Here is an 8,682-nt window from a genome sequence, read left to right as displayed (position 1 = left end):
GCCCTGAAAGGGCATAATTGTATACAGTTCCGCCCTTTCAGGGCTTGTGGCTGGTGTGTTTTTTTCGTAGGGCGTTGCCCTACGCTATGTAATTAAGCCCTTTCAGGGCACCCCAATAAATATATAATTGTAAGGCTTTCAGCCTAACTGCAAAATTCCCATTTAACCGCTAAATTCCCATTTATCATTTCAAATTCCCATTTATCATTTCAAAACTGTTTTCTATTTAAACATTATATGTACCCGATTTCGTATCTCCTCCGTGACCTGTCCAGTTCTCGTGGAAGAACTGTCCACGCAACTCGTCTTTGCGCTCGAAAGTGTGCGCACCGAAATAATCGCGTTGTGCCTGCACAAGATTGGCGGGCAGATCGGCAGATGTGAGCGAATAGAAATAGTTCAGCGCAGAAGAGAAAGCAGGAACAGGAAGTTCTTCTTTCATGGCTTCCGCCACCAAGTTCTTCCATCCGGGAAGCAATGTTTTCATTTCTTCTTTAAAATAAGGAGCCAACAACAAGTGTTTAGGCTTGTCGGTGGCTTCGAAGGCGGCAGCAATGTCGTTCAGGAATATACTGCGGATGATGCATCCCCCACGCCACATGCGGGCAATGGAAGCCAGGTCGAGATGCCAGTCGAAAGCGTCGGAAGCACGTTGCAACACGGCGAATCCCTGGGCATAAGAGACGAGTTTGGAAGCATAAAGAGCAGAAAATATATTCTTTACGAGTTCCACCTTATTATATATAGGTTGTGTATGTTGACACTGATATTGTCTGGAAGCCAGATGACGCAAGTCTTTCTGTGCAGAAAGGCTTCGTTCGAATACCGCTGTGGCAATCAATCCCAACGGCATACCGAGTTCCATAGCGTTGATGACCGACCATTTGCCGGTACCTTTCTGTCCGGCCGCATCCAAGATTTTATCAATCAGATACCCTCCGGATTTGTCTTTATGCCGCAGGATGTTGGCGGTGATTTCAATCAGGTAGCTGCGTAGTTTGCCTTCGTTCCAACGGGCAAAGACATCAGCCATTTCCTCATTGGTCAGATCCAGCAACTTTTTCATCACCCAATAGGCTTCAGCAATCAACTGCATATCACCGTATTCGATACCATTGTGAATCATCTTCACAAAATGACCCGATCCGGCAGGGCCTACCCATTGGCAACAGGGAGTTCCGTCCGGTGCTTTTGCCGCAATGCTTTGAAGGATCGGTTTCACTTCCGGCCATGCTTTCTCCGAACCGCCGGGCATGATAGAAGCTCCATTCAAGGCTCCTTCTTCACCGCCTGACACTCCGCTACCGACGAAGAGAAATCCTTTCGACTCCGCCAGTTTGACGCGACGGTTGGTATCTTCGTAATTGGAGTTACCACCATCAATAAGAATATCTCCCGGTGAAAGCAACGGGAAAAGCTGATCCATCAGTTCGTCAACCGGACTTCCGGCACGAACCATCATCATTATCTTACGGGGAATAGCTATCGAATCTACAAATGCTTTTATATCTGTGAATCCTTCGATGTTTTTACCTTTTGCACGACCATTCATAAAGCGATCTACCACTCCTTCCTCTACTCCGGGAACGGTACGGTTATATACCGATACATGCCACCCCTTACTCTCCATGTTTAAAGCAAGATTCTCGCCCATCACAGCCAAGCCGATAAGTCCGATATCTGTTTTATTCTGATTTGCCATAACTTATATATTTTGAATATTCTTTATCTTAGTAACAGTTGAAATGCACATTTGTTCGCAATATTTTAGATTAAAATATTATTTTTGTGGTCTACAAATAAAATCAAGGATGAAGAAGATCAAAATCGGTTTGTTGGCACGCATCGTAATTGCCATCATTTTGGGTATTGCCATCGGCACTTTTTTCCCGGCTCCGCTAGTGCGAATATTCGTTACTTTCAACGGCATTTTCAGCGAGTTTCTCAATTTCTCTATCCCGCTGATTATCGTCGGACTGGTAACGGTGGCTATTGCCGACATCGGAAAAGGTGCAGGAAAAATGCTGCTCGTGACGGCTCTGATTGCTTATTTCGCCACCCTGTTTTCGGGATTCCTCTCCTACTTCACAGGAGTCACCGTATTTCCGTCACTCATCGAACCGGGAGCGCCGCTTGAAGAAGTGAGTGAAGCACAAGGAATCCTCCCCTACTTCTCCGTCTCCATCCCACCGCTGATGAACGTCATGACGGCCTTGGTATTAGCCTTCACCTTGGGCTTGGGACTGGCGTCACTGAACAGCGACGCATTAAAAAACGTGGCACGTGATTTTCAGGAAATTATCGTACGAATGATTAGCGCAGTCATTCTGCCTTTACTGCCGCTTTATATCTTTGGCATATTCCTCAACATGACACATTCGGGACAAGTATATTCCATCCTGATGGTGTTTATTAAAATTATCGGAGTCATCTTTGCTCTTCACATTTTCCTGTTAGTTTTTCAGTATTCCATTGCGGCACTGTTTGTACACAAAAACCCGTTTAAATTACTTAATAAAATGCTGCCGGCTTACTTCACGGCATTGGGCACACAATCTTCGGCAGCCACCATCCCTGTAACACTGGAACAGACCAAAAAGAACGGGGTATCTGCCGAAGTGGCCGGTTTCGTGATTCCGCTCTGCGCCACCATTCATCTGTCGGGCAGCACACTGAAAATCGTAGCCTGCGCACTGGCATTGATGATGATGCAGGGAATACCGTTTGACTTCCCCTTGTTTGCCGGATTTATCTTCATGCTGGGCATCACAATGATAGCCGCTCCGGGAGTTCCGGGCGGAGCTATCATGGCCTCTCTGGGAATTCTTCAATCCATGCTCGGCTTCGACGAATCGGCACAGGCTTTGATGATTGCGCTTTACATCGCAATGGACAGTTTCGGCACAGCCTGCAACGTAACGGGAGACGGAGCTATCGCTTTGATTATCGACAAAATAATGGGGAAAAACCGTGCTGAATGACTGTGCTGAAAAATAATTGGGTAGTAGCTTGGCTGGCTCACAAAAAATGCCGACATTTGCACCCACATTTTCAATTATATTAAATAATAGCGTATGAAAAAAGCCCTAATTTCAGGCATCACCGGGCAGGATGGTTCTTATCTTGCCGAATTTCTATTGCAAAAAGGTTACGAAGTACACGGTATACTCCGTCGTTCTTCTTCGTTCAATACAGGACGTATTGAACATTTGTATTTTGACGAGTGGGTGCGCGACATGAAACAGAAACGTACGATCAATCTGCATTATGGGGATATGACAGATTCTAGTTCGTTAATTCGTATTATTCAACAGGTGCAACCGGATGAAATCTACAATCTCGCTGCTCAAAGCCACGTGAAGGTTTCATTCGACGTTCCGGAATACACGGCCGAAGCGGATGCTATCGGTACGTTGCGTATGCTCGAAGCGGTACGCATCCTGGGACTGGAAAAGAAAACCCGCATCTATCAGGCTTCTACTTCCGAATTGTTCGGTAAGGTGCAGGAAGTTCCACAAAAAGAGACAACTCCATTCTATCCCCGTTCTCCGTATGGGGTAGCCAAACAATATGGTTTCTGGATTACTAAAAACTACCGCGAAAGCTATGGTATGTTTGCCGTAAACGGAATCTTGTTCAATCACGAGAGTGAACGCCGTGGCGAGACATTCGTTACCCGTAAAATTTCGCTTGCTGCCGCACGTATCGCACAGGGCGAACAGGACAAACTGTATCTGGGTAATCTGGACGCACGTCGCGACTGGGGATATGCCAAGGATTACATCGAATGTATGTGGCTGATCCTGCAACATGACGTTCCCGAAGATTTCGTAATTGCTACCGGAGAAATGCACACAGTACGCGAATTCGCAACGTTGGCATTCAAGGAAGCAGGCATCGAACTTCGTTGGGAAGGTGAAGGCGTGAATGAGAAAGGTATCGACGTAGCTACCGGAAAGTCTTTGGTAGAGGTTGATCCTAAATATTTTCGTCCGTCAGAGGTGGAACAACTGCTGGGTGACCCGACTAAAGCAAAAACATTGTTAGGATGGGATCCATGCAAAACATCATTCGAAGAACTGGTAAGTATCATGGTTCGCCACGATATGGAAAAAGTGAAGCGGATGATTGCTACCAAACATTAAATGAATTTCATTTCACCACAGAGGACGCAGAGGACACAGAGGATTTTATTTTTTCCTCTGTGCCCTCCGTGTCCTCTGTGGTGAAAATAATAAAAGATAGAATGGAAAAGAATGCAAAGATATATATAGCAGGACACCGCGGACTTGTGGGATCTGCTATCTGGAAGAATTTGCAGGATAAAGGATACACCAATCTGATAGGCCGCACGCACAAAGAGCTTGACCTGCTGGATGGAATGGCTGTCCGTAAATTCTTCGATGAAGAACAACCGGAATATGTATTCCTTGCCGCTGCCTTTGTGGGTGGTATCATGGCGAACAGCATCTACCGTGCCGACTTTATATACAAGAATCTGCAGATTCAACAGAACATTATCGGAGAGAGTTTCCGTCACAACGTGAAAAAGTTGCTCTTCCTCGGTAGTACGTGTATTTATCCACGCGATGCCGAACAGCCGATGAAAGAAGATGTATTGCTTACTTCACCGTTGGAATATACCAACGAGCCGTATGCAATCGCTAAAATTGCCGGACTGAAAATGTGCGAGAGCTTCAACCTGCAATATGGAACGAACTACATCGCCGTGATGCCGACAAACCTTTACGGCCCGAATGATAATTTCGATTTGGAACGCAGCCATGTATTGCCTGCCATGATTCGCAAGATTCATTTGGCACACTGTCTGAAAGAAGGAAACTGGGAAGCTGTACGCAAGGATATGAACCAGCGTCCGGTGGAAGGTGTCAATGGCGACAGCTCGAAAGAGGACATTCTGGCTATTCTGAAAAAATACGGAATCAGCGAAACAGAGGTCACTCTCTGGGGTACGGGTACTCCTCTCCGCGAATTCCTCTGGAGCGAAGAAATGGCGGATGCCAGTGTCTTCGTTATGGAGCATGTGGACTTTAAAGATACCTATAAAGAAGGTAGCAAAGATATCCGCAACTGCCATATCAACATCGGAACCGGTAAGGAAATCACCATCCGCCAACTGGCTGAACGGATCGTTGAAACAGTAGGTTATCAAGGTAAACTGACCTTCGACAGCAGCAAACCGGACGGCACAATGCGCAAGCTAACCGATCCTTCAAAACTGCATGCACTGGGCTGGCACCACAAAATTGAAATCGAGGAAGGCGTACAAAGAATGTACGAATGGTACTTGAAATAAGAAATGAAGTTACTGTAAATATGCTATTAGCTGAATGTTTTTTTGCTAATAGCATATTTTTTTTAGCTATAATGATAATTAAATTAGCTATAATGATAATCAGTTTTGCTATAATGATAATCCAATTAGCTATAAGCATAATCTGTTGAGCTATGAGCATAATCTTTTTTATACTACGAGTCAATCTATTTTATTATAAGTTAATCCCTTTTGTGATAAGCCTTCATCCAACTAAGCATCATTTATTCAACCATAAGCACCATTCATTCAATTATAAGCCTCATCCATTGTATTTATAACGTATCGCCACACAAATTCCCCCACTACTCTCTCCTCCATTTCCAAAAAATCTTCACTCTTAATTCTTCATTCTTAATATAATTGCTATATTTGCACAATTTAATACCAAATGTGCAAAAAACAATGGAACAAAGTTTTATAGCCTATATTGAGAATAGTATCAAGAATAATTGGGACCTGGATGCCCTGACCGATTATAAAGGTGCAACTTTACAGTATAAAGACGTAGCTCGTAAAATCGAGAAACTCCATATCATCTTTGAAGAAAGTGGAATCCGCAAAGGAGACAAGATTGCCGTTTGTGGAAGAAACAGCTCTCACTGGGGAGTTACTTTCCTTGCCACACTGACGTATGGAGCCGTTATTGTACCTATTCTCCATGAATTTAAAGCAGATAACGTGCATAATATCGTCAACCACTCCGAAGCTAAATTACTGCTTGTAGGAGATATGGTATGGGAAAACCTGAACGAGTCGGCAATGCCGCTATTGGAAGGTATCCTGATGATGAATGACTTCACCCTATTAGTGTCACGCAGCGAACGACTCACGTATGCACGCGAACATCTGAACGAAATGTTCGGCAAAAAATATCCGAAGAATTTCCGTAAAGAGCATGTCGCTTATCACAAAGACGAACCGGAAGAACTGGCAGTTATCAATTATACTTCGGGAACAACGAGTTATTCCAAAGGAGTAATGCTCCCCTACCGCAGTCTGTGGTCGAATACCAAATTTGCTTTTGAAGTGTTGGAACTGGAAGCCGGAGATAAAATCGTTTCCATGCTTCCTATGGCACACATGTACGGATTGGCTTTTGAATTCCTTTATGAGTTCTCCGTAGGTTGCCATATCTACTTCCTCACCCGTATGCCAAGCCCTAAGATTATCTTCCAGGCTTTTGAAGAAGTGAAACCCAGTCTGATTGTTGCCGTACCACTCATCATCGAAAAGATAATCAAGAAAAGCGTACTTCCGAAGTTGGAAACTCCGGCGATGAAGATATTGCTGAAAGTGCCTATTATCAATGACAAGATAAAGGCAACAGTGCGCGAAGAGATGATTAAAGCATTTGGCGGAAACTTCAAGGCAGTCATCGTAGGAGGTGCAGCGTTCAATCAGGAAGTGGAACAGTTCTTGAAAATGATTGATTTCCCTTATACAGTTGGATATGGAATGACGGAATGTGGCCCGATTATCTGCTACGAAGATTGGAGAAAGTTCAAACCGGGTTCTTGCGGAAAGGCTGTGCCACGGATGGATGTACGGGTATTGTCATCTGATCCCGAAAATATTGTTGGTGAAATTGTATGTAAGGGCCCGAATGTGATGCTGGGCTATTACAAAAACGAAGAAGCCACTCAAGAAGTCATCGACAAGGACGGTTGGTTGCATACCGGCGACTTGGCTTTGATGGATGAAGAAGGTAATGTTACAATCAAAGGACGCAGCAAGAACCTGTTATTGAGCTCCAGCGGACAGAATATCTATCCGGAAGAAATTGAAGATAAGTTGAACAACCTGCCATACGTGGCTGAAAGCATTATCGTTCAGCAAAACGAGAAACTTGTCGGACTTGTTTATCCCGACTTTGACGATGCGTTCGCCCACGGCCTGAAGACTGAAGACATCGAACAAGTAATGGAAGAAAACCGCGTGACACTGAACACCATGTTACCGGCATACAGCCAAATATCCAAGATGAAAATCTATCCGGAAGAATTTGAAAAGACACCGAAGAAGAGCATCAAGCGTTATTTGTATCAGGAGGCAAAAGGCTGATAGATTGTCAGCTGCATAGAGAAAGATATAACTTAAACCGAAAAAGAGAAAGGAATGAAGATAAAGAAAACAATACTTACGGCAGCTATACTAATGGCTGCCGTTTCTTTACCGGCACAGAACAAGAGTGCAGGGATCAATATATCCATCTGGAAAGATATATGCACGCAACCGCATGACAGTACACAGACGACATACATAAACATCGGCCTCCTGTCTACCATGAACCGTCTGAACGGTGTGGGTATCAACGCATTGGGAAGCGTGGTTCATGGTGACATGAACGGAGTACAAATCACCGGATTAGCCAACTTGGCAGGGGGTACTATGCGAGGCGTTCAGCTGGCTGGTATCAGTAATATCAGCGGCGATAACACCGTAGGGCTTTCTGCTGCCGGATTGGTAAATATCACCGGCGACAGAGCACAGGGAGTAGTCATATCCGGGCTAACGAGCATCGGCGGAGACAACAACTCGGGGTTAATGATTAGTGGTTTCATGAATGTGACGGGCAATATGGCTTCGGGCTTACACTTTTCCGGAGTAGCAAATATCACCGGACAGAGCTTCGGTGGTCTGATGGCTTCGGGACTTTTAAATGTAGTAGGCGAACACATGAACGGTTTGCAGATAGCAGGAATTGCCAATATAACCGCATCAAAGCTGAATGGAGTGCAAGTAGCATTATGCAACTACGCAACGAAAACGCGCGGACTTCAAATTGGTCTTGTCAATTACTACAAAGAAGATATGAAAGGTTTCCAACTTGGTTTGGTAAATGCAAATCCTGATACAAAAGTGCAAATGATGGTATACGGTGGAAACGCAACGCCTGCCAATATCGGGGTACGGTTCAAGAACCAGTTGTTTTATACCATATTGGGAGTGGGTTCCATGTATCAGGGATTGAATGATAAGTTTTCGGCCAGCGCATCCTATCGTGCCGGTCTGTCTTTCCCCCTTTACAAGGGGTTATCCATCAGCGGAGACCTCGGATACCAGCATATCGAGGCTTTTGACAACAAAGATGAGGTCATCCCGAAACGCCTGTACGCACTGCAGGCACGTGCAAATCTGGAATATCAATTTACCAAGAAGTTCGGCATCTTTGCAACAGGTGGATATGGGGTAACCAGATTCTATAATAAATCGAGCAATTACGATAAGGGAGCTATTATCGAAGCGGGTATTGTTCTTTTCTAAACTTATTCACCACAGAGGACGCAGAGGACACAGAGGTTTACTATTTTTTATTCACTATAGAGTAACACAGAGTCTCATGT

At 44.7% G+C, this 8,682-nt stretch carries 6 protein-coding genes; 5 read left to right on the top strand and 1 reads right to left on the bottom strand.

The genetic code is table 11. The features are described from left to right. Positions 1-226 precede the first annotated feature (226 nt). The gene (gene gnd, locus KFO40_RS21230) at positions 227-1,702 is read right to left on the bottom strand and encodes a decarboxylating NADP(+)-dependent phosphogluconate dehydrogenase (RefSeq protein WP_008644232.1); all 1,476 of its coding nucleotides are present in this window, start codon (positions 1,700-1,702) and stop codon (positions 227-229) included. A 109-nt stretch (positions 1,703-1,811) separates the two neighbouring features. On the opposite strand from gnd, the gene KFO40_RS21225 reads away from it, so the two are divergent. The 5 genes from KFO40_RS21225 (at position 1,812) to KFO40_RS21205 (ending at position 8,602) form a co-directional block, all read left to right on the top strand. Beyond that, positions 1,812-2,981 carry a dicarboxylate/amino acid:cation symporter gene (locus KFO40_RS21225; RefSeq protein ID WP_004316342.1) on the top strand — a complete coding sequence of 390 codons (1,170 nt, stop codon included), beginning with the start codon at positions 1,812-1,814 and terminating at the stop codon, positions 2,979-2,981. Between the two features lie 93 nt (positions 2,982-3,074). Beyond that, positions 3,075-4,145 carry a GDP-mannose 4,6-dehydratase gene (gmd, locus tag KFO40_RS21220; RefSeq protein ID WP_004316341.1) on the top strand — a complete coding sequence of 357 codons (1,071 nt, stop codon included), beginning with the start codon at positions 3,075-3,077 and terminating at the stop codon, positions 4,143-4,145. 101 nt (positions 4,146-4,246) lie between these two features. After that, complete coding sequence (locus KFO40_RS21215; protein ID WP_004316340.1) at positions 4,247-5,317, top strand: GDP-L-fucose synthase family protein; 1,071 nt, start codon at positions 4,247-4,249, stop codon at positions 5,315-5,317. A gap of 423 nt (positions 5,318-5,740) precedes the next feature. Then, the gene (locus KFO40_RS21210) at positions 5,741-7,399 is read left to right on the top strand and encodes an AMP-binding protein (protein ID WP_008022073.1); all 1,659 of its coding nucleotides are present in this window, start codon (positions 5,741-5,743) and stop codon (positions 7,397-7,399) included. A 54-nt stretch (positions 7,400-7,453) separates the two neighbouring features. Next, on the top strand, positions 7,454-8,602 hold the full coding sequence (locus KFO40_RS21205) for an LA_2272 family surface repeat-containing protein (protein WP_008022072.1): 1,149 nt from the start codon (positions 7,454-7,456) through the stop codon (positions 8,600-8,602). Positions 8,603-8,682: the final 80 nt, after the last annotated feature.

Origin of the sequence: Bacteroides sp. 1001302B_160321_D4, from assembly GCF_015667765.1 — a bacterium.
GTDB lineage: Bacteria > Bacteroidota > Bacteroidia > Bacteroidales > Bacteroidaceae > Bacteroides > Bacteroides xylanisolvens.
The sequence above is the reverse complement of the archived record's forward strand: the minus strand, read 5'-3'. Positions and strand labels throughout refer to the sequence as shown.